This is a genomic window from Thauera sp. 28 (assembly GCF_000310145.2).
Taxonomy (GTDB): domain Bacteria; phylum Pseudomonadota; class Gammaproteobacteria; order Burkholderiales; family Rhodocyclaceae; genus Thauera; species Thauera mechernichensis.
Window position 1 is genome coordinate 1 of the sequence record NZ_AMXA01000003.1, and the last position, 23,512, is coordinate 23,512.

Genomic DNA, 23,512 nt, shown 5'->3' on the forward strand with positions numbered 1-23,512 from the left:
CCCCAGCCGCTAGCCATGCCTGTCATGCCGCGGGGCCCATGGGCCCCGCGGACACGGCAAGGATCAGATCACGCCCTGGGCCAGCATGGCCTCGGCGACCTTGACGAAGCCGGCGACGTTGGCGCCGTCGGCATAGCTCACGGTACCGTCCTCGCGCTTGCCGTACTTCAGGCAGGCGGCGTGGATGCCAAGCATGATCTCCTTCAGGCGGGCGTCGACCTCTTCACGGGTCCACGACATGCGCATCGCGTTCTGGCTCATCTCCAGGCCCGAAGTGGCCACGCCGCCGGCGTTGGAGGCCTTGCCCGGCGCGTAGAGCACGCCGTTGTGTTCGAAGATCTTCACCGCCTCGATGGTGCTCGGCATGTTGGCGCCCTCGGCCACGGCGATCACGCCGTTCTTGACCAGGGTGGCAGCGTCGTTGGCATCGAGCTCGTTCTGGGTCGCGCACGGCAGGGCGACATCGACCGGCACATGCCACGGCCGCACACCCGGCTCGAAGCGGGCGCCGACACGCTCGGCGTACTCCGCCACGCGGCCGTAGTAGTGGTTCTTGATCTCCATGAGGAGGGCGAGCTTCTCGGGGGTGAAGCCTTCCTCGTCGATCACCGTGCCGCTGGAGTCGGAGCAGGTGATGGGCTTGGCGCCGAGTTCCATCAGCTTCTCGATGGCGTACTGGGCAACGTTGCCCGAACCCGACACCGACACGCGCATGCCACGGATGTCACGGCCAGCGTGCTCGAGCATGGCGTTGGCGAAATACACCGTGCCGTAGCCGGTCGATTCCGGACGGATCAGCGAGCCGCCAAAGGACAGGCCCTTGCCGGTAAACACGCAGGCGGCGTTGTTCGACAGCTTCTTCATCATGCCGGCCATGAAGCCGACCTCACGGCCGCCCACGCCGATGTCGCCCGCCGGCACATCGGTGTCGGGGCCGACGTGGCGATACAGCTCGCTGATGAAGGCCTGGCAGAAGCGCATCACCTCGCCCGGGCTGCGGCCCTTGGGGTCGAAGTCGGAGCCGCCCTTGCCGCCGCCCATCGGCAGCGTGGTGAGCGCGTTCTTGAAGGTCTGCTCGAAGGCGAGGAACTTCAGAATCGACAGGTTCACCGACGGATGGAAGCGCAGACCACCCTTGTAGGGGCCGATGGCCGAGTTGTGCTGGATGCGGTAGCCGCGATTGACCTGCACGTCGCCACGATCATCCACCCACGACACGCGGAACATGATCACGCGCTCGGGTTCGATCAGGCGATCGAGGAGGGAGTGCTCGGCGTAGCGCTTGTTGGCGGAAATGAAGGGCCACAGGCTCTCCATGACCTCGCTGACCGCCTGCAGAAACTCGGGCTGGCCAGGGTTGCGCTGTTCGACGTAAGCCAGGAACTCCTCGAGGGACTGATATTTCATGATCGTGAACCCGTTGTTGATTAAGAAGTGGACACACACGCGCGCAGGCGATGACCTCGGTTTTACCCGAGGACATCGCCTGCAATCCCCATAATTGTGCATGAAGATCCCCAATCGTGTGCATGACATGGGTCAAAAAAACGTCACCCATGCCATTTGCACAAGAATGCACCACAAGAATGCAGACGCTCATCAGCCTGCAGCGGGCGCGTTTGCGCACCTTGCTTGCCCGCATGAGGCCAAGGCCGGTACGCTCGGCCTCCCCTACTGCCCACTTCCAGGCTCATCATGGCCCGTATCCGCATCGAACTGCCCGCACAGTTCTCCTTCGCAACCGAGGTCCCGCTGTTGATCTCGCACATCAACTACGGCAACCACCTCGACAACGCGCAACTGCTCGGCGTGGTATCCGAGGCGCGCGTGCGCTTCCTGAAGTCCATGGGCTATGCAGAGATGGACGTCGAGGGCTGCGGCATCATCGTCGCCGACGCGGCGGTCCAGTACCGCTCCGAAGCCTTCCACGGCGAACTTATGCGCATCGAGCTCGCGGCGACGGACTTCCACACCCACGGTTGCGATCTGGTATGGAAGATGTCCGAGGCGTCCACCGGGCGCGAAGTCGCGCGCGGGAAGACCGGCATCGTTTTCTTCGATTACGAGGCACGCTCCAAGGCCGCCGTGCCGGAAGGCTTCAGGCGCCGCTTCCCGGCGGCCTGAGCCGGCATTGACCGTCATCCTGACCGCAGGCCTCGTCATGCCCGATCATTCCGACCCGTCCCGCCGCTCTCCATCGCATTGCGGCCACCATGTCGCCGTGATCGGCGGCGGCCCGGCCGGCCTGATGGCTGCGGAGACGCTTGCCGGCGCCGGCCTGGCCGTGACCGTGTACGACGCCATGCCTTCGGTCGGGCGCAAGTTCCTGCTCGCGGGGCGCGGCGGCCTCAACCTCACCCATAGCGAGGCCGCCGCGCCGTTCCTGTCGCGTTACGGCACGGCAAGTGCTGCGCTGTCGCCCATGCTGGCGGCCTTCGACGCCCAGGCCTTGCGCGCATGGGCCCACGACCTGGGCGTGGACACCTTCGTCGGCACCTCAGGACGGGTGTTCCCGACCGAGATGAAAGCCGCCCCGCTACTTCGTGCCTGGCTCGCACGCCTGCGCGCATCCGGCGTGCAGTTTGCGATGCGCCAACGCTGGCTTGGCTGGGCCACGCCCGTCACCGCCGAGAGCGGGGCGCCAAGCGCGCCGCAGTGCGCGCACAGCCTGCGCTTCTCGACGCCGGTGGGCGAGCGCATCATCGCAGCCGATGCCGTGGTGCTCGCCCTTGGCGGCGGCAGCTGGGCGAAGCTGGGCTCAGATGGCGCCTGGGTGCCCCTGCTGCGTGCTGCAGGTGTCGACGTCGCTGCGCTGCGGCCCGCCAATTGCGGCTTCGATGTCACCACGCCCGGCACGCAAGCGAGCGGCGGCTGGAGCCCCCATTTCCTCGACCGCTTCCGCGGCCAGCCACTCAAGTCGGTGGTCGCCCGCTTTACCGACGCCAGCGGCCACGCGCATGAACGCGCCGGCGAATGCCTGGTCTCCGCCACAGGCATCGAAGGCGGGCTGATCTACGCCTTGTCGGCGCCACTGCGCGATACCATCGCGGCGCTCGGCGAAGTCACCGTCGCCCTCGACCTTGCGCCGGGACGCAGTCAGGAGCGCCTGACTGCCGAGCTCGCCCGCCCGCGCGGCAGCCGCTCGCTGGCCAGCCATCTGCAGAGCCAGGCTGGCATCAAGGGCATCAAGGCCAGCCTGCTGCGCGAATGCCTGCCCAAGGCGGTTTTCGACGACCCTGTCCGCCTGGCTGCGGCCATTAAGGCCCTGCCGCTGCGCCTGGTCGCCCCGCGCCCGCTCGACGAGGCCATCAGCAGCGCCGGGGGCGTACGTTTCGAGGCTGTCGACGACAGGTTGATGCTGAAGACGCACCCTGGCGTGTTCGTCGCCGGCGAGATGCTCGACTGGGAGGCGCCCACCGGCGGCTATCTGCTCACCGCCTGCTTCGCCACCGGCGTGGCGGCGGCGCGGGGTGTCGCCCATTGGCTGGAAGCCCGCTCCGCCCACAGCGGACACCCTTCGCGCTAGCATGCGCATGCCTGCGCCGGTGCTGCCCCCGGCATCCGGCGCAGGCTCGCACCCCCACCCTGGATCACCCGGCCGAGCCATGAACCTGCACCCCTTCCTCATTGCAATCGAAGTCGGCGGCACCATCGCCTTCGCCATGTCCGGCCTCATCGAGGCCACGCGCAAGCGCATGGACATCGTCGGCGTATTTTCGGTCGCCTTCGTCAGTGCCTTTGGCGGCGGTACCGTGCGCGACATCCTGCTCGACCGCCGGCCATTCTTCTGGATCCAGAACCAGGAATACCTCTGGCTGGTACTGGCGATGGTGCTGACCACCCCGCTCTGGCTCAAGACCTTGCGCCACAAGCTCGGCGGTCACGTGATGGAATTTGCCGACGCCTGCGGCCTGGGCCTGTTCGCGATCTCCGGGGCCACCATCGCGCTCGCAGCCGACATGCCGGTACTGGTGGCGATGATGATGGGCGTGGTGACCGCGATCTTCGGCGGCGTCTCGCGCGACGTGCTGTGCAACGAGGTACCCAAGGTGTACAGCGATCATCGCCCCTACGCGATGTGCGCCCTGTTCGGCTGCGGCGTCTTCATCGTCCTCGACGCGATCAGCCTGCCCTTGCCCATCTCCACCCTCTCCGGCATCGCCGCCGCGACCGGCACGCGCCTGATCGCCGTCGCACTCGACATCCGCCTGCCCGCCTGGCCAAAGCCCGGGGACTGAGTCCGGGGGCCGTCGCCACCGTCGCCTACATCGCCTGGATGAAGGCCTCCATGGCCGCGATGGTTCGATCGCGCATGTCGTTCAACCTCGCCAGGCCGGCATGCGCCTCATCCTTGCGATCGCCGCGGTGCAAGCGCAACAGCTCGACGGCAAGCGCGTGGATCTCGAGGTGCAGCTGGTCGAGCTCGCTCAACCGATCACTGCCCAGTGCGTAGGGATCAGCAATCACGCCGTCGAGCCAGCGGCCGAAGGCACATTCATGAGGATCGAGCGCTGGCGGCGCTGCGCGCTCGCCGGCAAGGCACTCGGCGATGGCCATGATCCAGCCGCGGTGCTCGACCGTGGCATACAGCAAGGGCATTGCCTCGGCCCCAAGCCGGCGCTGGCGGGTCCACCGCAGCGGCGGACGCCAGCCCGCAGCCCAGCCCGGCAGCGCTGATGGCGGCATCGGCCGCGCAATGCCATAGCCTTGGGCGCATTCGCACCCCAGCCGCAGCAGCAGTTCGCCCTGCGCCTCGGTCTCCACGCCCTCGGCAACGGCACGGCGGCGAAAGGCACGCGCAAGGCCCAGCACGCCATCGAGGATGGCAAGATCGTCGGCGTCGTGCAGCATGTCGCGCACGAAGCTGCGGTCGATCTTGAGCTCGGCGGCCGGCAAGCGCTTCAGATAGCTCAGGGAGGAGTAGCCGGTACCGAAGTCGTCGAGCGAAAAGCTGACCCCCATGCGCGTGCACGTGGCCATCGTCTCGGCGACCCGGTTCATGTCGGCCAGCGCACTGCTCTCGAGCACCTCGAGCTGCAGCTGGCCGGGCACAACTTCCGGGTGCAAGGACAGCAGCAGATAGAGGCGCTCGGCAAAGTCGGCCCTTTGCAAGTGATTGGCCGCGATGTTGACGCTGACGGGCACGCGCAAGCCCTCGGCCTGCCACGCTGCGATCTGACTCAAGGCCGAGTCGATGACCCATTCGCCAAGCTGGACGCCGAGCTCATGGCGCTCGATCGCAGGCAGGAAGCGATCGGGCGGAAGCAAGCCCTGCTCCGGGTGTTGCCAACGGACCAGCGCCTCGGCACCGATCAGCTCGCCGCTGTGCATGTTGACCTTGGGCTGGTAGTGCAGCGCGAACTCGTCCCGCAGCAGGCCCTGGCGGATGCGCTCGACGCTTTCGTGATGGCTGCGCAGGTCATAGTCCTGGTCGCTGTCGAAGAGGTGGTAGCGATCCTTGCCGGCAAGCTTGGCCTGGTACATCGCCTGGTCGGCCTGGCGCAGCAACTGGTCGGCCTCGACATCCTCGCGCTGCGGGTAGAGCGTGATCCCGATACTACCCGACACCTTCAGCAGCTGGCCATTCACCTCGACAGGCTCGGCAGCCGTAGCCAGCAGCCGCCGCACCAGCGGCCGGCAGCTTTCGGCATCGGGCAGATCGCTGAGCACGGCGACAAACTCATCGCCCCCCAGGCGAGCAAGCGTGTCGCAGTCCCGCATGGTCTTGCGCATTCTCAATGCAAGTGCCATCAGCAGCTTGTCGCCCACGTCATGCCCGAGGGTGTCGTTGACCGCCTTGAAGCCATCGAGATCGATGTACACGACCGCCAGGCGCTGACCACTACGCGTTGCACGCGCCATGGCCTGATGGAGGCGGTCCGCAAACAGGACGCGGTTGGGCAGCGCAGTGAGGGCGTCGTAATGTGCAATATGCTCGAGCTGGCGTTCGTGCTCCTTCTGCACCGTAATGTCCGAGAACAGACCGACAAAATGCCGGATCGCACCGCGTGCGTCGCGCACCGCGCTGATGGTGAGCAATTCGGCGAACAACTCTCCGCTCTTGCGCCGGTTCCACACCTCGCCGTACCAGTGCCCCTTGTCGTGCAGGCTTTTCCACATCGCCGCATGGAAGGCCTGGTCATGGCGATCGGACTTGAGCAGGCTGGGGTTGCGCCCGAGCACTTCCTCTCGCGCGTAGCCAGTGATGCGCGCGAACGCGTCGTTGACCTCGACAATGTTTCCCTGGGCGTCCGTCACGATGATGCCTTCCCGGGCGTGCGCAAACACGGCCGCTGCCAGGCGGGCATCGGCGTCGCGCTGGTGGCGCAGCCGCGCATAGCGGATCGCTCGCCGCAACACCTCGCTGTCGCCCCCCTTGGGGAGATAGTCATCGGCACCGAAAGCAATCGCCAGACAGGTCACGGCCGGATCGTCCACACCGCTCAACACGATGATCGGCGCCTCGGTCAGCGCTCGGCAGCGCTCGACCGTGCCGGCTCCGTAGGAGTCCGGCAGACTCAGGTCGAGCAATACCACGTCGGGCTGGGCTCCAGCCTCCGCAAACAGGGCCTCGGCCGCACGCATGGAATCGGCAACGCGGATGTCGAAATGCTCATGCAACGCATCCCGCAACTGCCAGCGGATGAGTTCGACGTCACCCGCATCATCCTCGATCAGCATGATCTTGGCCGGGGCAAGAGCGGAAGCGGGCATTCAGGGGCTCCGTGGACAACGCGCGTTCCCAGGCCGGGCTGGCCTGCGCACAGGGAGGCGTGACATGTTAATCCAGTATTCACCGATGCCGCGGCCCCTGCCGCGAACTCAGCCACAGTTCGACGGCACAATCGATACGGCGCACTCGGCTAGAATGCCGGCGTCCAAGACCACAGGCCCGGCTCCACTCCATACTCATGCCCACTTCACGCCGCCCCGAGCTGCTCGCCCCCGCCGGCACCCTCGACATGATGCGCACCGCCTTCGCCTACGGCGCGGACGCCGTGTACGCCGGTCAGCCGCGCTATTCGCTGCGCGTGCGCAACAACAGCTTCGGCCAGCTTGAAACCCTGGCAGCCGGCATCGACGAGGCCCACGCTGCAGGCAAGCTGTTCTATCTGGTGGCCAACATCTACCCGCACAACGCCAAGCTGCGCACCTTCGAGGACGACATGGCGCCGGTCATCGCGATGAAGCCCGACGCGCTCATCATGGCCGACCCCGGGCTGATCATGATGGTGCGCGAACGCTGGCCCGAGGTGGACGTCCACCTCTCGGTACAGGCCAACACCACCAACTACGCGTCCGTACGCTTCTGGCAGTCGGTGGGGGTCAAGCGCATCATCCTGTCGCGCGAGCTGTCGCTCGACGAAGTCGCCGAGATCCGTGACACCTGTCCGGACATGGAGCTCGAGGTCTTCGTTCATGGTGCGCTGTGCATCGCCTATTCCGGGCGCTGCCTGCTGTCGGGCTACTTCAACCACCGCGACCCCAACCAGGGCACTTGCACCAACTCCTGCCGCTGGGACTACAAGGTGCACGAGGCCGGTGAAGACGGCGCCGGCGACGTCCAGGCCCGCGGCAGTGCACCGATCGGCACCCCGAAGGACGCCGGCGCGGTCGGCACCGCCACCCGCAGCCGGCTCGACACCACCACCGGCCTTGCGCTCGGCGGCGGCCCGCGCCACATCGGTGGCAGCAAGGTGTGGCTGCTGGAAGAAGGCACCCGCCCCGGCGAGCTGATGCCGATCGAAGAGGACGAGCACGGCACCTACATCCTCAACTCGAAGGATCTGCGCGCCATCGAGCACGTCCAGCGCCTGGTGGACATCGGCGTCGATTCGCTCAAGATCGAGGGCCGCACCAAGAGCCCCTACTACGTCGCCCGCGCCGCCCAGGGCTACCGCCGCGCGATCGAGGACGCCGTCGCCGGCCGCCCCTTCGACCCCCGCCTGCTCGGCGAGCTCGAGGGCCTGGCCAGCCGCGGCTACACCGACGGCTTCTACCAGCGCCATGCCACCCCCGAGCACCAGAACTACCTGCGCGGCCATTCGGAATCCGGGCGCAGCCTGCTGGTGGGCGAGATGGTGGGCTGGGATGCCGGGCGTGGCCTGGCAGAAGTCGAGGTCAAGAACGGCTTCGGTGTCGGCGACCGGCTGGAGTTCGTGCAGCCAGGCAGCAACCTCGAGTTGCGCCTCGACCGGCTGCTGGCCGCCGACGGCAGCGCACTCGACCGCGTTCCCGGCAGCGGCCGCCGCGTGTGGTTGCCATTGCCACCCGCCGCCGACCCTGCCCAGCCCTGCTTCATCGCCCGCTTCCTGTGAGTGCCTCAATGATCCTCGACATCGACCTCGTCTCCGACTTCGTCTGCCCCTGGTGCTACCTCGGCAAGGTGCGTCTCGACCGCGCCCTGGCGGAGCTGAAGGCCGCACGCCCCGACCTCGAAGCGCGCGTTAACTGGCTGCCCTTCTTCCTCAACCCCGACACCCCGGCCGCAGGCGAACCCTATCGCGCCTTCCTCGAGGCCAAGTTCGGCGGCCCGATCAAGGCCGAAGCGGTGCTCGACACCGTGCGCGCGGCAGCCGCGGAGGACGGCCTGAGCTACGCCTTCGAGCGCATCCAGACCCGCCCCAACACCTTGCAGGCGCACCGCCTGATGTACCGCGCCCAGGCCCAGGGCCAGAAGCCCGAGCGCATCCAGAGCCTGGCCCAGGCGCTGTTCGCCGCGCACTTCCAGGAGGGCCGAGACATCGGCGACAAGGACACCCTCGCCGACATCGCCGCGGCCTGCGGCGACCGCCGGGAAGCCGTGCGCGAATGGCTGGACGGCCGCGGCAGTATCGACGCCGTCGAGCGCATGGCCGCTGGCGTGCGCCGCCAGGGTATCGAGGGCGTGCCCTTCTTCATCCTCAACCGCAAGCTGGCGGTGTCGGGCGCCCAATCGGCCGCCGTGCTGGGTGCGGCCATCCTGCAATCGCTGGAAACCGGCAAGCCCTCCTGACGCCGGGAACGCGAGCGTGCGGCAGCGCGTCTGAAGCGATGGACACCCCCGCCGCAACCGACCACCACCCCGGCCCCTCATGAGCACCCACACCCTGCAGCTTGCCGACGCCGACCTGGAGGCCCTCGCCCACGCGCGCGGCCTGCTGGAAAACCCCAGTCTGGTCGCGCGCCTGAGCAGCTTCGTCGGCAGTCCGCTGGAGCAAGGCATGGCGCGCCTGCCCACGAGCTGGCGGGCAAAGGTCGGCGGGCTGGCCCATGAAGCCCTGCTGCGCGCGATGAGTACGGCCGCGCGTACGCTCGAACCCGAGCCTCGTCCGGCCTCGCCGCGCCTGCACAAGCTGCTCGGCTCGGTCAGCGGCGCCGGCGGCGGTGCCTTCGGCCTGGCCGGGCTGACGGTCGAGATCCCGCTGTCCACGGTCCTGATCATGCGCGCCATCCTCGACATCGCGCGCGCGGAAGGCGAGCACATCGACAGGCCGGCGACGCGGCTGGCCGCCCTCGAGGTGTTCGCCCTCGGCGGCACCCAGCGCAGCGACGACGCCACCGAATCCGGCTACTACGCGGTACGCGCAGCGCTCGCCACCACGGTCAGCGAGGCCGCACGCCACCTGGCGCAGAAGGGGCTGAGTGCCGAAGGCGCGCCCGCCCTCGTGCGGCTGATCACCATGGTGGCGGCACGCTACAAGGTGCAGGTCACGCAGAAGGCGGCCGGCATGCTGGTGCCCGGCATCGGTGCGGCCGCCGGAGCGACGATCAACCTGATGTTCATGAACCACTTCCAGGACGTCAGCCGCGGCCACTTCACGGTACGCCGGCTGGAGCGCCACTATGGCGCCGAGGCCGTGCGCACGGCCTGGGAGGCGCTTGCCGACTCCCCGCGCCCGCACTGAACGGGTGCGCCGTCCTCAGCGGCCGCTGCAGCAGACCGCGACGAACTCGTCCCACGGCAAGGGCCGGCTGAAGTGGAAACCCTGCGCCAGGTCGCAACCCTGGGCGTGCAGCACCATCAGGTGTGCCTGCGTCTCCACGCCTTCGGCCACCACACGCAGCCCCAGGCTGTGGCCGAGCGACACGATCGCCGACACCAGCGCCGCATCCCGCGGATTGCGATCGATACCGCGCACGAACAGGCGGTCGATCTTGAGCTCGTCGATCGGGAAGCGCTTCAGGTAGGCGAGCGAAGAGTAACCGGTACCGAAATCGTCGATCGCCAGCCCGACACCGAGCGCGCGCAGCTGATCGAGACGGGCGATCGCGCGCTCCGAGCCCTCCATCAGCATGCTCTCGGTCAGCTCCAGCGTCAGGCACTCGGGTGGCATGCCGGTCTCGGCCAGCACGCTGCCGACCATGGCCACGAAACCCTCGTCACGGAACTGGCGCGCGGAGATGTTCACCATCATGCGCAGCGGTGGCCGGCCGGCCTCGCGCCAGTTGCGGTGATGCTCGCAGGCGCAGCGCAGCACCCATTCGCCGATCGGTACGATGAGTCCGGTCTCCTCGGCCAGCGGGATGAAGTCAGCTGGCGACACCAGGCCAAGGTCCGGGTGATTCCAGCGCAACAAGGCCTCGACGGCCTCGAGCCCGCCCCCGCCGATGCGCACCAGCGGCTGGTAATGAAGCTGCAGCTCGTTGCGCGGCAAGGCGCGGTGCAGCGCGGTCTCCATGGCCAGGTGTTCGAGCGAGCGGGCATTCATGGCTGGCTCGTAGAGCTGGAAGCTGTTGCGGCCCTCGTCCTTGGCCCGATACATGGCCACATCCGCGTTCTTGATCAGCGTGTCGGCATCGAGCGAGTCGTCGGGGTAGATGCTGATGCCCAGGCTGGTGGTGACGACCAGCTCGTGCTCGTCGATGAGCACGGGCCGGCGCAGCGCAGCCACCAGGCGGCGCGCAGTCATTGCCGCCTCGTCGGGGCCGGCCAGATTGTTGAGGATGACGAGAAACTCGTCCCCGCCCATGCGTGCGACGGTGTCGTCCTCACGCAGACAGGCACGCAGCCGGCTGGCGATCTCGACCAGCAAGCGGTCGCCGATGCCGTGGCCGAGGCTGTCGTTGATGCGCTTGAAGCGGTCGAGGTCGACGAACATCACCGCGAGGCGGCTGCGCATGCGCGCGGCATGGGCGAGCTCCACCTGCAGGCGGTCCTCCAGCAGGCGGCGATTGGGCAAGCCGGTGAGCGGATCGTAGTAGGCGAGGTCGCGGATGCGGGCCTCGTTCTCCTTGAGCCGGCTGATGTCGGTAAACAACGCCGCATAGTGGGTCAGCGCACCGTCCTCGTCGTGGATCGCGGTGATGTGGAGCAACTGCGGCGACACCTCGCCGGATTTGCGCCGGTTCCACACCTCGCCCTGCCACTTCCCGGACTCGAGCAGCTCTTCCCACATGCGCTGGTAGAACGCCGGGCTCTGGCGACCTGAATTGAGCAGCGAGGGGTTGCGCCCGATCACCTCCTCCGGCGCGTATCCGGTCAGGCGGGTGAAGGCAGGATTGACCGACACGATACGGACATCCGCATCGGTCACCATGACCCCTTCGAGCGAGTTCTCGATGACCTTCTCGGCGAGATAGAGATTGCGCCTCGATGTATGGAGGGCAGCATCGCGCTCGTGCAGCGCATGTTGCAGCTCATGCACGTAGGCGAGCTCCATGCCGCTCAGGATGTCCTTGAAGCTGATCAGGTCGCACAACTCGCCGTCGGCCCCGATCACGCCGACATGGCGGATATGGCGCTCGGCGAGCAGCGCGCGCACCCTGTACAGGCTGTCATGCTCGGTGCAGGCGATCAGCGGGCGGCTGGCAAAATCGCCCACCTCACCACAGGCCACGCGCTGGGCCACGAGGCGGGTGATGTCGCGTTCGGTCAGGATGCCGTAGCGGCCCGACGGAGAGGCCTCGGCCTCGAGGCCGAAGTCGACCACGACGGCGTCTGCGCCGCTTTCCCGCATGCGCGCGGTGGCCTCGGGTAGGCGGGCAGCGGCAGGCATGGCATGCAGGCCGCCCTTGACCAGCGAGTCCACCTTGCGCAACTTCAGGTAATGCTCGATGCCCTGGTTGAGCACCACGTCCGATTGCGACACGACGCCCATGCGGCGGCCATCGTCGTCGACGACCAGGTAATGGCGCACATGCTCCTCGCGAAAGCGGACAGTGAGCTCGTGCAGGCGGAACGACGCCGGCACGGTACGCAGCGGGGCGCTCATCACCTCGCGCAGCGGCCGAGTGAAGGCGGCCGGATCGCTCATATCCACCGCGAGCGCGTCGCGCTCGGTCCAGATACCGACCGCCTCGCCCCCCTCGACCACGATGACCGAGCTCACCCGACGCTCGCTCATGAGCGCCGCAGCCTCGTGCACAGGCCGTTCGGGGCCGCATTCGAGCACGACGGGCGAGACGATCTCGCCGATGCAGACATCGTCGCCAAGGGCGATCGAGAGGATTTCGTCGCACAAGGCGCCAGGAGTTCGCGGCAGGTTCATGGATTGCGGTCGGTGCGCGGGACCAAGGCCCGTGCCCTATGTCTTTGGTCGTAAGCGCGCGATTGTCTCATCAACACCACGCCTTTGCCCGACGACCCTGTCACGCAGGTGCAACGATTGCCACCGCCGCGCCCCACCCGCCAACGGTCACCGTGCGGTAACACGGCGGGCCCAAGCTTGGTTGCATGCTCAAGGTATTGATGGTGTCCGACGTCTATTTTCCGCGCGTAAACGGGGTATCGACCTCGATCGCGAGCTTTCGCCGCGCGCTTTCCGCACAAGGCGTCGATGTCCGCCTCGTCGTCCCGCGCTATGGCCGCGAGGCCGATGAAGAGGGCGTCATCCGCATTCCCGGCTGGCGCCTGCCGCTCGACCCGGAGGACCGCCTCGTCGCACGTCGCGCCATGTACGAGGCCGTCCGACGCGAAGCGCGCGACTGCGACCTCGTGCATGTGCAGACGCCCTTCGTTGCCCACTATGCCGGCCTTGCCGCCGCCCGGGCCTGCGGCCGGCCGGTGTTGCTCACTTACCACACGCTGTTCGAGGAGTACCTCCAGCACTACATCCCCTTCCTGCCTGCGGCCGCGCTGCGCGGGCTGGCGCGACGGATATCGCGCCAGCAGTGCGACGCCGTCGACCAGGTGATCGTGCCGTCCACAGCCATGCGTACGCGCCTTGCCGACTACGGCGTGCGCACGCCGATGGAGGTCCTGCCCACCGGCATCCCGGTCGCCGACTTCGCCCGCGGAGACGGCGCGCACTTCCGCCGCATCTACGACATCCCGGAGGCCGCGCAGATGGCCTTGTTCATCGGTCGCGTCGCGCACGAGAAGAACATCGGCTTTCTGCTCGATGTCGCCGCAAGGCTGCGCAGCCAGCGTCCCGGCTTCGTGCTCGTGATCGCCGGCGAGGGTCCGGCCACGCGTAGCCTGCAGCGTCGGGCCACGCAACTCGGCCTGGGCGCGGCCGTACGCTTCGTCGGTTACCTCGAGCGCCGCAAGCGCCTGCCGGACTGCTACGCCGCAGCCGATGTCTTCGTCTTCGCCTCGCGCACCGAAACCCAGGGACTGGTCCTGCTCGAGGCCATGGCCGCAGGCCTGCCGGTCGTCGCGCTGGCCGCCATGGGGACCACCGACATCCTCGCCCCCGAACGCGGCGCCCGCATCGCTCCCGACTCGCCCGCCGGTTTCGCGGCAGTGGTCGAGGATGTGCTCGCCAACGGCCGCCTGCGCAAGCAACTCGCCACCGAGGCGCCCGCCTACGCCGCCGAATGGGCGGACACGCTGATGGCTGCTCGCCTCGCCGCGCTCTACCGCCGCTTGCTCGAAGGCGGCGGCGATTGCTCCCCGGTAGGAGCGGCGCCAGCCGCGAGGGGTTGAAGGCGGCCGCGTCCTGGTCCGGCCCGCAACAGCTCGCGACTGGCGTCGCTCCTACAGCGAGGACAAGCCGCGGCGATTGCTCCCCGGTAGGAGCGGCGCAAGCCGCGAGGGGTTGAAGGCGGCCGCGTCCTGATCCGGCCCGCAACAGCTCGCGACTGGCGTCGCTCCTACAGCGAGGGCAAGCCGCGGCGATTGCTCCCCGGTAGGAGCGGCGCCAGCCGCGAGGGGTTGAAGGCGACACGGCTGGACTCCTGCCCTAAAAGGCTCGTGACGCCTCATGTCGAACTTGCCGACGACGCCGGCAGCGGACAAGATGCGGCGAACACCGTCCCCAATTTCCGGAGCCGCCGATGCAGACCACCACCCTCACCATCACAGGCATGCGCGACGAGCACTGCCTGCGCCTCGTCACCAATGCCATCCAGGACCTGCCCGGAATCGGCTACCTCGAGATCTCGCTCGAAACCGGTGCAGCAACCATCGAGCACGGCACCTTCGTGTCCGCGGCCGACATCTACCAGGCCATCGAAGACGCCGGCTTCGGCGCACGCTGACGGCGTTTCCGCACGGCCGGGGCCAATGGCAGCTCGCAGGCACGGAACCCCGGACGGCCTGCGCCGCTCACACCTGCCCGCCCCCACGCACCCGGTCCTCGTCCGCTGTGAACGCCCTCCTCCGAGCCCACCCCGGCGGCCTCGCCTTCGTCGATATCGAGACCACCGGTGGTCCCGCTCAGCACGACTCGATCACCGAAGTCGGCATCGTCCAGGTCGACGAGGACGGCGTGCGCGAGTGGTCGACGCTGGTGCGCCCTGCGTCACGCATCCCCGACTACATCCGGCGCCTGACCGGCATCGACGACGACATGGTGGCGAGCGCGCCTCGCTTTGCCGAGATCGCGGACGAGGTCTTCGACCGCCTCGACGGCCGCCTCTTCATTGCCCACAACGCACGCTTCGACCACGGCCACCTGCGCGCTGCCTTTCGCCGTGCCGGGCTCGACATCCGTCCGCAGGTGCTGTGCACTGTCAAGCTGTCGCGCCGACTGTTTCCCGACCACCGCCGCCACGGCCTGGACCACCTCATCGAGCGCCACGGCCTGATGGTGGCCGATCGCCACCGCGCGCTCGGCGACGCCCAGCTGCTGTGGCAGTTCTGGCAGAAGATCCACGACCGCTTCCCGGCCGGCCACATCGAAGCGGCCGTGCGCGAGCTGATCGGCCACCCCAGCCTGCCGCCCCACCTCGACCCGGAGCAGATCGCCGGCCTGCCTGACTCGCCCGGCGTTTACCTGTTCTATGGCGAGCGCGCCGCCGGCGCGGCAGATGGACACTTGCCGCTCTACATCGGCAAGAGCACGCGGCTGCGCAGCCGCGTGCTGTCGCACTTCGCCGCCGACCACAGCAGCGACCGCAAACTCAGCCTCAGCCAGCAGGTGCGCCACGTCGAATGGATCGCAACCGCGGGCGAGATCGGCGCGCTGCTCGAGGAGGCCCGCCTCGTCAAGCAGCTGCAGCCCACCCACAACCGCCAGCTGCGGCGCAACCGCGAACTGTGCACCTGGCGCCTCGCCACCGACATCGTCGGCGACTGGCGGCTGGAACTGGTGCACGCCGCCGACCTCGACTTCGGCCGCCGCGACGACCTCTACGGCTTCTTCCGCAATCGCCGCGAGGCCACCAACCGGCTGCGCGCGCTCGCCCGCGACCACGCCCTGTGTCCGCCCCTGCTCGGCCTCGACAGGCACCCCCAGGGCGCGCGCTGCTTCGACTTCCAGTTGAAGCGCTGCCACGGCGCCTGCCACGGCAGCGAATCGCCCCAGGCCCACGCCCAACGCCTGATCGACGCCCTGCATGCGCTGAAGGTCGAGCACTGGGCCTGGCCCGGCCCGATCGGCCTGCGCGAAGGCGAGGCCACCCACGTCATCGATGGCTGGCGCTGGCTCGGCACCGCCACCGACGAGGCCACCCTTGCCAGGCTGCTCGAGGCCGGCCGCCCTGCATTCGATCTCGACATCTACAAGATCCTGGTCAAGGCGGTGAAGCGGTTGTCGGTCGTGAAACTGTGAGCGACGCACCGCAGCGGGTTGCCGCGTAAACGGGGCGAAAAGCTCGCGACTTGCGTCGCACCTACAAGACCCTTGCCCAACTCTGCGACAATCCTGCCCAAGGCGCCCACACCGAGGCGCGCACCTCACCCCAAGAAACCCGATGGAACAACAGACCACCTACGACCGGATCGGCGGCGAGCCCACCGTTGCCCGCCTGTGCGACCGCTTCTACGGCCTGATGGCCGAAACCCCGCAGTTCGCCGAACTGCGCGCCATGCACCCCCAGGACCTGCAAGGCTCGCGCGACAAGCTCTTCATGTTCCTGTCCGGCTGGCTGGGCGGGCCCGACCTGTTCGTGCAGAACTTCGGCCACCCGCGCCTGCGCGCCCGCCACATGCCGTTCGCCATCGGCACCCGGGAGCGTGACCAGTGGGTCGCCTGCATGCTGCTGGCGATGGAAGAAGTCGGTATCGAAGAAGGCGTCCGCGAGCGCCTGCTGCAGAACTTCTTCAACACCGCCGATTTCATGCGCAACCAGCCGGGCTGAACCGAATTGCACACACCGTCCCCCTCGCATGCCGACGCCGTGCGCGGCCTGCTCGCCGCGCTCGCCGTGGTGGTGTTCTGGTCCGGCTTCAACATCGTGTCGCGCTTCGGCGCCACCGCGAGTTTCACGCCCTTCGACATTGCCGCGCTGCGCTTCGGCGTGTCCGGCGCAATCGCGCTGCCGCTCTACCTGCGCTTCGTGCCGCGCAGGGACTGGCCACGCCACATGGTGCTGGCGGCAGTAGGCGGGCTGGGCTACGGCCTGCTGGTGTACTCCGGCTTCGCGTTCGCGCCGAGCGCGCACGCCGGGGTGTTCGTCAATGGCGGCATCCCGTTCTGGACCATCGTCATCATGGCGGTGATGTCGGGCTTTCGCATCGCACGCCCCACCGTGATCGCGCTCGCACTGTCGACCTGCGGCCTGCTTCTGATCGGCTTCGAGAGCCTGCTCGCACCCACGCACGGACGCGAATGGGTCGGCGACCTGCTCTTTCTCAGCGCCGCGCTGTGCTGGGCGGTATTCGGGCTGCTGATGCGGCGCTGGCAGATCAAGCCCCAGCTCGGCATCCTCGGCATCGCCAGCTTTTCCGCGCTGGCCTACCTGCCGGTCTATCTGCTCTGGCTGCCGGCCAACATCGCCGCGGCAAGCTGGGGCGAGATCGCGCTGCAAGGGGTCTACCAGGGCATCGTCGCCTCCATGCTTGCCGCGGGCTTCTACAGCTATGCAGTGCAGAAGGTGGGCGCGAGCGAAGCCTCGATGATGCTGGCACTGGTACCCGCCTTCACCGCGATCGGTGCTTTCTTCATCCTGGGCGAGGCGCTCGGCCTCAGCACCATCATCGGCATCGCGGTGGTATCGGTCGGTGCCCTGCTCGGTGCCCTGCCCCCGGCAGCGCTCGCCCGCCTGCGCGCACTCCGTTCACGCTGAACTGCCGGCGTGCCGGTGCGCGCCGAGCCAGCGCGCCCGGTAGTCGCCATCCGCGTCGTAACGCGCCGCCTGCCTGTCAGGGTCGAAACGCCGTCCACCGCGCGGATCGGTGCCGCGGCCGGCGATGTACAACCAGTTGCCCTGGTTGCTGTACGTGTCGTAATCGACCAGCTGGGCCTCGAACCATGCCGCCCCGGCACGCCAGTCGCAGCCAAGATCGTGGATCAGGTAGCTGGCAACGACCTGGCGCATGCGGTTGGACAGCCAGCCGGTAGCTGCAAGCTCCCGCATGCCGGCATCGACGAAGGCCTGCCCTGTGCGCCCTGCGCACCAGGCCTCGAAGGCCGCCGGATCATGCGCAGGCGGCGAAGCGCCGTCGTCGAGCCCGCGCGCCCGGTACAGGCGCCGCCCGTGCTGCAGATGCAGGAACCGGAAGTAGTCCCGCCACAGCAGCTCGAACCACAGCCAGTAGCTGCCGTCGCTCGCCCCCTGCTCGGCCTCGTGACGGCGCAGCGCGGCGAAGACCACACGCGGCGACAAAGCCCCCAGTGCCAGCCAGGGCGAGAACTTGCTCGAGAAGTCGACGCCGCTCAGCCCGTTGCGCGTCACCTTGTAATGCCGGGGCCTTGCGCTTGCGAAGTAGCTCGCCAGATGCGCGAGCGCCGCCCGCTCACCGCCCGCGAATTCCGGCCGCCACCACGGGAAGGCAGCCTCGCCGCAGCCTTCGTAGCCCCGCTCCGGCCGGAGCGCCTGGCAAGGGCCACCCCCCACCTGGACCATGCCGGGCAGCTGATCGAGCGACGGACAGGGCGGCAGCGCGGCGAGCGGCGCGAGTGGGGCCGCCGGCAACACTCCCGCCATCTCAACCGCCCGCCGAAAATCCGTGAACACCTTCGGCAGTACCTCGACCTCGAACGGCAGCAGCCCGGGATCGAGCATGGTGGTCTGCCACACCGCCTGCACCTGCAGCCCTGCCGCGCGCAACGACGCGAGCTCGTCCACCTCCTCCGGCGCGGCGATCGCCTCGCATGCCACCCGGTCCGTGCCCAACGCACGTGCCAGCGCCGGCAGGACATCGGCCGCTGCGCCACGCACCTGAAGCAGGCGACTGCCACGCGCACGCAAGGCCGCATCCAGATCGGTAAGCGCGGCATCGAGGAACGTGCGCCGATGCGCTCTCCTGCGCGTGAAACCCCAGCGCGTGGGCGTATCGGCCGCAGGGTCGTGGCAATACACCGGCAGCAAGCGCGCGGCCGACGCGCTGGCCGCGGCCAGCGCCAGGTTGTCGCCAACACGGAGGTCGGTGCGGAACCAGTAGATCACGCCATCCCCCCGGGCTTGCGGGCGCGCCGGCAGCGCTCCGAGCAGTAGCGCACTTCGGCCCACACCTTCTCCCACTTCTTTCTCCAAGCGAACGGCTTCCCGCAGACCGCGCACAGTCTTGTCGGCAGGTCGGCCTTACGTCGCATCGCCATCGCCGATCCGCCTCAGAACCCCAGGTCCAGCTGCGCAGCGGCAGCCGTCGAGCCGGCCGCCTCGCGCCGCCGCGCCTGTGGTCGCCTGCGCGAGCCGTGGCGGTCGACGATCGCCGCCTTCGCCGCGCGTATCTCAGGCTGAGCGCGCAAGGCGTGCACACGAGCCTTGGCGGCCCGGGTGGCAGCCTCGAGCTCAACCACGGGCAGGACGATTTCCTCACCCACCCGCAATCCGCAGCGCGCCTGCACCGACGCCGGCATGCGCCAAGGCTCGAACAGCCAGCTATCGGGCACGCGACGCAGGGCCGGCAGCCAGCGGCGCACGAACACGCCCTGCGGGTCATGATCGCGCGCCTGCTTGATCGGGTTGTAGACACGGGTAGTGTTGATGCCGGTGGTACCCGACTGCATCTGCAGCTGGCTCCAGTGGATGCCCGGCTCGTAGTCGATGAAGGCCCGCGCAAGCCATAGCCCGACCTCGCGCCAGTGCAGCCACAGCGGATAGGCCGCCACCGACACCAGCATCGCGCGCATGCGGAAGTTGAGCCACCCCGTCTCGCGCAGCATCGCCACGCAGGCGTCCACCAGCGGCCAGCCCGTACGCCCGGCCACCAGCGCGGCGAAATGCGCCGGATTCCACTCGCCCTCACGCAGCCCGTCATAGCCACGGTGCAGGTTGCGGAATTCCAGCGCCGGCTCGCTCTCGAGCTTCTGGATGAAGTGGCAATGCCAGTAAAGGCGGCTGAGGAAGGCCGACAACCCGGCGCGGCGGCGGTCGCCCTCGGCCAGCACGGCGACGCGCACGCGAGTGGCCTGCACCACCTCGCGCAGGCTCAGGCAGCCCCAGGCCAGGTAGGGCGACAGCCTTGAACAGGCACTCGGCGCCTTCAGCGGCGACGAAATGCCGCCACGGTACTGCCCGCTGCGCTGGTCGAGAAAGTCATTGAGCACGTCGAGCGCGGCGCGCCGCCCGCCGCGCTGGCGCCGCGGGGGCTCGAAGACATCGAGACCGAGCGCCGCCGCCTCCGGCGCGCGCGCGCCGGGCTTCAACAGCGCCGGTGGCGTGACGAAGACGAGGGCTGCGGGCAGCACCGCCTGCGGCGCCGCCACATGCGCCTCCCAGGCAGCCTGCCAGCGGTCGCGGTCATCGAGCCTGCGCACGACGCCAAACTGTGGCAGCTCATGCCAGCGTACCCCGCGCGCCCGACACCAGCGCGCCACCGCGCGATCACGCGCATAGCTCGCCCCGTTGCCGGTCTCCTCGTGCGCGTACAGCTCGGTGAATGGGGCGGCCGCGTGCAGGCGGTCGAGTACCTCCACGGCCTCACCCACCAGCAGGTGCAGGCGCCCTCCCAGGCGGCGCAGCCCGGCATGCAGCTCGCGCGCCGCTTCGAGCATGAACTCGTAATGCTGGCGTGCGGCGTCGGGCTGGGCCCACAGCGAAGGCTCGACGATCAGCACGCACAGCACCGGCCCGCGCCGCGCCGCCGCGACGAGCGCCGCGTGATCGGCCAGGCGCAGGTCACGCTTGAACCAGACCAGGCCGTAGCTCATCACGCACGTTCGCCAGCACGCGCCCGGCAAGCGCATGGCCGCTGAGCCAGGCCCCCTCGACACGGCCGCCATTGAGCCAATCGCCGCACAGGCCAAGGCCGGCCCCCGCATGCCAGGCGCAGCCGCCGTCCACCGCCGACGCGGTGATCGCATAGCGCCACCGATGCGCCGCCCAAGCCAGCGGTGCGCCGCCGCCAAGCTCGCAGAATGCGGCGATGAGCGCAGCGGCCACGTGGTCGGGGCTGTCTTCCAGATGCGCCTCGCTCCACTCGGCGCTCGCATGCAGAATCCAGGTCTCGGCGCCCTCGCGCCCCGGCTTGCTGGTGTCACGCGCGATCCAGCGCAGGGGCCCGCAATTGACAAAGGCCGCATCGAAGTCGAGCGCGAGCGGCGTCTCGAAGCGCAACATCAGCGCCCAGCACGCCTGCATGCGCGCACCTCCGGCAAGCTCGGCCAGCGCGGGCAGGACCGGCTGCAACAGAGGCAGGGCCTGCGGCGCAGGCACGGCAAGCAGCACACCGTCGAAGGCCTCGGCGAGCACGCCGCGCTCGGCAGTGGCCAGTTCCCAGCCATGTTCGTAGCACTGCAAGGCAGTCACCGTGGTCTGCACGCGCAGGTCCAGCCCATCAGCAAGCAGGCGCGCCGGCGCCGTCATGCGTGGCGTGCCGACGTAGCGCGCCTCGGCACCGCCGCTATCGCGCCGCCGGTCGGCATCGAACACCACCAGCCGCGGCTCCCAGCGCGCCGCCGCGCCTGCAGCCCGCCAGCGGCCGAGCTCGGCCTGGAACGCCGGGTCGCGCGCAGTGAAGTACTGCGCGCCATGGTCGCAGGCCCAACCCTCGCCGCGGCGCGTGCTCATGCGCCCGCCGGGTCCCCGGCTCTTGTCGAACAGCGTGACGCGCACACCTGCAGCGGCAAGCGCGCGGGCGCAGCATAAGCCGGCGATTCCGGCGCCAACGACGGCGTAGTGGAGAGGCGGGTTCATGGGAGCCTCCGTGGTGAAGGGAAGTTGGGCAACGCTTCGGCGCGGCCGAGTCAGCAAGCCGAAATATACTCTCTTTGTCCTGGACAAAACAGAATTCAGTTACTAGCATCAGCCTCATAAACGCATTTCTAGCGCAGATAAGCACGTACGCCCAATAAATCGTCCTGGACATCTACCGTACAGTGACGATCATTCGAGTCCACTTCAGCAGTCTCCGAAAACCCTTGGCGGCCCCTGACCCGATGAACATCGCCTCTACCAACCCCATGCCCGGCGACAGCCCGAAGCTGCCCGGCACCGCCCGCTGGCTCGGCTATGGCGGCCTGATCCCCTTCCTCGTGCTCGCGCCCGCCAGCCTGCTCGACGCCCATCATGGCCTGGCCTGGAGTGACGCGCTGTACGCCTACGGCGCGGTGATCCTCAGCTTCGTGTGTGCGCTGCACTGGGGCTTCGCGATGAGCCTGCCCGGCCTCACCGACAGTCGACGGGTGCGCACCATGCTGTGGAGCGTCGTACCCTCGCTGATCGCCTGGCCAGCGCTGCTGCTGGTGCCGATGGAGGCTGCCGCCTTGCTCGTGAGCGGCTTTGTGCTGCACTACCTGCAGGACCGCCGCCTCGCCCGCCATGCCGCACTGCCAGCGTGGTACCTGCCGCTGCGCCTGCAGCTCACCGTCGTGGCTTGCCTGAGCCTGGTGGCCGGCGCCTTCATCCCGCTACCGTGATGTGCTTCAGATCCACCCTCTGACCGGGAGGCAATACGCATGAACACGATGGCCCGCGCCACTGCAGTACCAGGTGGCCGCCTCGCCCGGCTCGCGCGCCTGGGTTCGCTCGCCACCGGCGTCGCCGGCGGCATGATTGCCGAGGGCGCACGCCAGCTGGCGGCAGGCAAGCGGCCGACGGTGGGCGACCTGGTACTGACCCCCGCCAACGCCCGCCGCGTGGCCGACCAGCTCGCGCAGCTGCGCGGCGCGGCGATGAAGGTCGGCCAGCTGATGTCGATGGATGCCGGCAACCTGCTGCCGCCGGAGCTTGCCGCGATCCTCGCCCGCCTGCGCGAGGACGCGCGCACGATGCCGATGAGCCAGGTCGTGCAGGTGCTGGAAACGCACTGGGGCCAGGGCTGGGAGCAGGGTTTCGAGCGCTTTTCGTTCACGCCGTGCGCCGCGGCGTCGATCGGCCAGGTGCATCGCGCCCGCACGCACGACGGTCAGGAACTGGCGATCAAGCTGCAGTATCCGGGCGTGCGTCGCAGCATCGACAGCGACGTGGACAACGTCGCCACGCTGCTGCGCGTCTCGGGCCTGCTGCCGCGCGCACTGGAGCTTGCCCCGCTGCTCGAGGAGGCCAAGCGCCAGCTCCACGAGGAAGCCGATTACCTGCGCGAAGCAGGCAATCTGCAACGCTTCGCAGGCCTGCTCGGTGCCGAGGCCGATTTCGTGCTGCCCGCCCCGGTGCATGCACTGACCCGCAGCGACATTCTCGCCATGCACTGGGTTGAAGGCGTCGCCGTGGAATCGCTCGACAGCGCCGCGCAGCCGGTGCGCGACCGCATCGCCGGCCTGCTCATCGGCCTGTTGTTCCGCGAGCTGTTCGAGTTCGGCCTGGTCCAGACCGACCCGAATTTTGCCAACTACCGCTACGACGCCGCCAGCGGCCGGATCGTGCTGCTCGACTTCGGTGCCACCCGCGCCTATTCGATGACGGTCGTCGACGCCTACCGCCGCCTGATGAGCGGCGCCATCCGCAACGACCCTGCAGCGATGAGCGCGGCCGCGCAGGAGATCGGCTACTTTCAGGAACACCTGCACGCCAGCCAGCGCGATGCCGTAATCGCACTCTTCGCCGAGGCCTGCGAGCCACTTCTCCATGACGGAGCCTACGACTTCGGCGCCAGCGACCTCGCCCGCCGCATCCGCGACGCCGGCCTGCGACTAAGCATGGAGCGCGACTTCTGGCACACGCCGCCTGCCGACGCCCTGTTCCTGCACCGCAAGCTGGGCGGGCTCTACCTGCTCGCCGCGCGGCTCGGCGCGCGGGTACCGGTGGGCAGGCTGGCGGCTCCCTACCTCGAGCGCCCGGCCGGTACTCGGCCAGCCTAGGCCCCGTCAGGCCGCGGGACGGG

At 68.7% G+C, this 23,512-nt stretch carries 20 protein-coding genes; 13 read left to right on the plus strand and 7 right to left on the minus strand.

Annotated elements, in window-relative coordinates; translation table 11 throughout:
* Positions 1-63 precede the first annotated feature (63 nt).
* Entirely contained in the window at positions 64-1,407 is a 1,344-nt protein-coding gene (gene gdhA / locus C662_RS03380) for an NADP-specific glutamate dehydrogenase (protein ID WP_002924997.1), read from the minus strand.
* A gap of 288 nt (positions 1,408-1,695) precedes the next feature.
* Here gdhA and C662_RS03385 point away from each other — a divergent pair, with 288 nt between their 5' ends.
* The 3 genes from C662_RS03385 to C662_RS03395 all read left to right on the plus strand — a co-directional run bounded on the left by C662_RS03385 (position 1,696) and on the right by C662_RS03395 (position 4,238).
* On the plus strand, positions 1,696-2,124 hold the full coding sequence (locus C662_RS03385; RefSeq protein ID WP_002924998.1) for an acyl-CoA thioesterase: 429 nt from the start codon (positions 1,696-1,698) through the stop codon (positions 2,122-2,124).
* A 7-nt stretch (positions 2,125-2,131) separates the two neighbouring features.
* Positions 2,132-3,526 carry a TIGR03862 family flavoprotein gene (locus C662_RS03390; RefSeq protein WP_002924999.1) on the plus strand — a complete coding sequence of 465 codons (1,395 nt, stop codon included), beginning with the start codon at positions 2,132-2,134 and terminating at the stop codon, positions 3,524-3,526.
* Between the two features lie 79 nt (positions 3,527-3,605).
* A complete protein-coding gene (locus C662_RS03395; protein ID WP_002925001.1) occupies positions 3,606-4,238 on the plus strand; it encodes a trimeric intracellular cation channel family protein in 633 nt (210 codons plus the stop codon).
* Positions 4,239-4,263: 25 nt separating this feature from the next.
* Here C662_RS03395 and C662_RS03400 read toward each other — a convergent pair whose 3' ends face one another.
* A complete protein-coding gene (locus C662_RS03400) occupies positions 4,264-6,714 on the minus strand; it encodes an EAL domain-containing protein (protein ID WP_002925002.1) in 2,451 nt (816 codons plus the stop codon).
* Positions 6,715-6,911: 197 nt separating this feature from the next.
* On the opposite strand from C662_RS03400, the gene trhP reads away from it, so the two are divergent.
* The 3 genes from trhP to C662_RS03415 all read left to right on the plus strand — a co-directional run bounded on the left by trhP (position 6,912) and on the right by C662_RS03415 (position 9,887).
* Positions 6,912-8,318: a prephenate-dependent tRNA uridine(34) hydroxylase TrhP gene (trhP, locus tag C662_RS03405; RefSeq protein ID WP_002925004.1), complete on the plus strand. Its 1,407-nt coding sequence runs from the start codon at positions 6,912-6,914 to the stop codon at positions 8,316-8,318.
* A gap of 8 nt (positions 8,319-8,326) precedes the next feature.
* Positions 8,327-8,995 carry a DsbA family oxidoreductase gene (locus C662_RS03410; protein WP_002925006.1) on the plus strand — a complete coding sequence of 223 codons (669 nt, stop codon included), beginning with the start codon at positions 8,327-8,329 and terminating at the stop codon, positions 8,993-8,995.
* Between the two features lie 79 nt (positions 8,996-9,074).
* Positions 9,075-9,887, plus strand: coding sequence for an EcsC family protein (locus C662_RS03415; RefSeq protein WP_002925008.1), 813 nt, complete (start codon positions 9,075-9,077; stop codon positions 9,885-9,887).
* 15 nt (positions 9,888-9,902) lie between these two features.
* Here the strand turns inward: C662_RS03415 and C662_RS03420 are convergent, their stop codons facing one another.
* A complete protein-coding gene (locus C662_RS03420) occupies positions 9,903-12,470 on the minus strand; it encodes an EAL domain-containing protein (protein WP_002925010.1) in 2,568 nt (855 codons plus the stop codon).
* 185 nt (positions 12,471-12,655) lie between these two features.
* Between C662_RS03420 and C662_RS03425 the strand changes: the two genes are divergently transcribed.
* The 5 genes from C662_RS03425 (at position 12,656) to C662_RS03445 (ending at position 17,373) form a co-directional block, all read left to right on the plus strand.
* A complete protein-coding gene (locus C662_RS03425) occupies positions 12,656-13,849 on the plus strand; it encodes a glycosyltransferase (RefSeq protein WP_002925012.1) in 1,194 nt (397 codons plus the stop codon).
* Between the two features lie 350 nt (positions 13,850-14,199).
* Positions 14,200-14,403, plus strand: coding sequence for a heavy-metal-associated domain-containing protein (locus C662_RS03430; protein ID WP_002925013.1), 204 nt, complete (start codon positions 14,200-14,202; stop codon positions 14,401-14,403).
* 107 nt (positions 14,404-14,510) lie between these two features.
* Entirely contained in the window at positions 14,511-15,917 is a 1,407-nt protein-coding gene (locus C662_RS03435; RefSeq protein ID WP_002925015.1) for a 3'-5' exonuclease family protein, read from the plus strand.
* Positions 15,918-16,059: 142 nt separating this feature from the next.
* The gene (locus C662_RS03440) at positions 16,060-16,446 is read left to right on the plus strand and encodes a group II truncated hemoglobin (protein ID WP_002925016.1); all 387 of its coding nucleotides are present in this window, start codon (positions 16,060-16,062) and stop codon (positions 16,444-16,446) included.
* 6 nt (positions 16,447-16,452) lie between these two features.
* Positions 16,453-17,373, plus strand: a complete 921-nt coding sequence (locus C662_RS03445; RefSeq protein ID WP_198291871.1) for a DMT family transporter — start codon at positions 16,453-16,455, stop codon at positions 17,371-17,373.
* Here C662_RS03445 and C662_RS03450 read toward each other — a convergent pair.
* The 4 genes from C662_RS03450 to C662_RS03460 are packed head-to-tail and all read right to left on the minus strand — an operon-like array spanning position 17,365 to position 21,387.
* Positions 17,365-18,759: a DASH family cryptochrome gene (locus tag C662_RS03450; protein WP_083485731.1), complete on the minus strand. Its 1,395-nt coding sequence runs from the start codon at positions 18,757-18,759 to the stop codon at positions 17,365-17,367. The two genes, C662_RS03445 and C662_RS03450, sit on opposite strands and share 9 nt — an antisense overlap.
* Positions 18,693-18,848 carry a DUF2256 domain-containing protein gene (locus C662_RS19930; RefSeq protein ID WP_002925019.1) on the minus strand — a complete coding sequence of 52 codons (156 nt, stop codon included), beginning with the start codon at positions 18,846-18,848 and terminating at the stop codon, positions 18,693-18,695. Before C662_RS19930 ends, C662_RS03450 begins: the two co-directional genes overlap by 67 nt.
* 12 nt (positions 18,849-18,860) lie before the next feature.
* Positions 18,861-20,402 (minus strand): cryptochrome/deoxyribodipyrimidine photo-lyase family protein, encoded by a 1,542-nt coding sequence (locus tag C662_RS03455; RefSeq protein ID WP_002925020.1) that lies wholly within the window; start codon positions 20,400-20,402, stop codon positions 18,861-18,863.
* Positions 20,371-21,387 carry an NAD(P)/FAD-dependent oxidoreductase gene (locus C662_RS03460; RefSeq protein ID WP_002925021.1) on the minus strand — a complete coding sequence of 339 codons (1,017 nt, stop codon included), beginning with the start codon at positions 21,385-21,387 and terminating at the stop codon, positions 20,371-20,373. Before C662_RS03460 ends, C662_RS03455 begins: the two co-directional genes overlap by 32 nt.
* A 242-nt stretch (positions 21,388-21,629) precedes the next feature.
* On the opposite strand from C662_RS03460, the gene C662_RS03465 reads away from it, so the two are divergent.
* Together C662_RS03465 and C662_RS03470 are read left to right on the plus strand one after the other, a co-directional pair.
* The gene (locus C662_RS03465) at positions 21,630-22,109 is read left to right on the plus strand and encodes a DUF3429 domain-containing protein (protein WP_002925024.1); all 480 of its coding nucleotides are present in this window, start codon (positions 21,630-21,632) and stop codon (positions 22,107-22,109) included.
* 39 nt (positions 22,110-22,148) lie between these two features.
* Entirely contained in the window at positions 22,149-23,489 is a 1,341-nt protein-coding gene (locus tag C662_RS03470; protein ID WP_002925025.1) for an ABC1 kinase family protein, read from the plus strand.
* The last annotated feature ends 23 nt before the right edge of the window (positions 23,490-23,512 follow it).

Bases quoted from the DNA above. Each gene is read 5' to 3' on its own strand.
- gdhA (WP_002924997.1), bottom strand. From the start codon at position 1,407: ATGAAATATCAGTCCCTCGAGGAGTTCCTGGCTTACGTCGAACAGCGC.
- C662_RS03385 (WP_002924998.1), top strand. From the start codon at position 1,696: ATGGCCCGTATCCGCATCGAACTGCCCGCACAGTTCTCCTTCGCAACC.
- C662_RS03395 (WP_002925001.1), top strand. From the start codon at position 3,606: ATGAACCTGCACCCCTTCCTCATTGCAATCGAAGTCGGCGGCACCATC.
- C662_RS03400 (WP_002925002.1), bottom strand. From the start codon at position 6,714: ATGCCCGCTTCCGCTCTTGCCCCGGCCAAGATCATGCTGATCGAGGAT.
- trhP (WP_002925004.1), top strand. From the start codon at position 6,912: ATGCCCACTTCACGCCGCCCCGAGCTGCTCGCCCCCGCCGGCACCCTC.
- C662_RS03410 (WP_002925006.1), top strand. From the start codon at position 8,327: ATGATCCTCGACATCGACCTCGTCTCCGACTTCGTCTGCCCCTGGTGC.
- C662_RS03415 (WP_002925008.1), top strand. From the start codon at position 9,075: ATGAGCACCCACACCCTGCAGCTTGCCGACGCCGACCTGGAGGCCCTC.
- C662_RS03420 (WP_002925010.1), bottom strand. From the start codon at position 12,470: ATGAACCTGCCGCGAACTCCTGGCGCCTTGTGCGACGAAATCCTCTCG.
- C662_RS03425 (WP_002925012.1), top strand. From the start codon at position 12,656: ATGCTCAAGGTATTGATGGTGTCCGACGTCTATTTTCCGCGCGTAAAC.
- C662_RS03430 (WP_002925013.1), top strand. From the start codon at position 14,200: ATGCAGACCACCACCCTCACCATCACAGGCATGCGCGACGAGCACTGC.
- C662_RS03440 (WP_002925016.1), top strand. From the start codon at position 16,060: ATGGAACAACAGACCACCTACGACCGGATCGGCGGCGAGCCCACCGTT.
- C662_RS19930 (WP_002925019.1), bottom strand. From the start codon at position 18,848: ATGGCGATGCGACGTAAGGCCGACCTGCCGACAAGACTGTGCGCGGTC.
- C662_RS03455 (WP_002925020.1), bottom strand. From the start codon at position 20,402: ATGAGCTACGGCCTGGTCTGGTTCAAGCGTGACCTGCGCCTGGCCGAT.
- C662_RS03460 (WP_002925021.1), bottom strand. From the start codon at position 21,387: ATGAACCCGCCTCTCCACTACGCCGTCGTTGGCGCCGGAATCGCCGGC.
- C662_RS03465 (WP_002925024.1), top strand. From the start codon at position 21,630: ATGAACATCGCCTCTACCAACCCCATGCCCGGCGACAGCCCGAAGCTG.
- C662_RS03470 (WP_002925025.1), top strand. From the start codon at position 22,149: ATGAACACGATGGCCCGCGCCACTGCAGTACCAGGTGGCCGCCTCGCC.